This window comes from Dellaglioa sp. CoH-55-MRSF-9 (assembly GCF_056782155.1).
Genome location: NZ_JBXAYG010000041.1, coordinates 1 through 317 on the forward strand (window position 1 = coordinate 1; position 317 = coordinate 317).

Here is a 317-nt window from a genome sequence, read left to right on the forward strand (position 1 = left end):
TCTCATGGCCTAGACCCGCGCCCTCAGCCTCCGACAGCATTTGGTACGCATAGGATTCCAGAGTCTCCGGATCAGTGCCAACCGAAAACGCCAGATTGTGGAATTGCTCACCGGACGGGGTGGGGTTGATTTCCAGAAACAGCTTGATGAGTTCTGGGAGCTTGCTGTTAGGCATTGTGTATTCCTCAATGGTTGTGAGCGCCGCGCGCTCGATGCAGATGGTTATGGCGTTTGTCGTGGCAGCTTTTGCACAGCGATAGGAGATTCGACATCGTGTTGGTGCCGCCCCGTGAGAGAGGCACTATGTGGTGTACTTC

At 54.9% G+C, this 317-nt stretch carries 1 protein-coding gene; it reads right to left on the reverse strand.

Features of this window, described 5'->3' with window-relative positions:
- Positions 1–185 precede the first annotated feature (185 nt).
- Positions 186–305 (reverse strand): HNH endonuclease, encoded by a 120-nt coding sequence (locus tag AC1RPV_RS07725; protein ID WP_481764190.1) that lies wholly within the window; start codon positions 303–305, stop codon positions 186–188.
- Between the last annotated feature and the right edge of the window lie 12 nt (positions 306–317).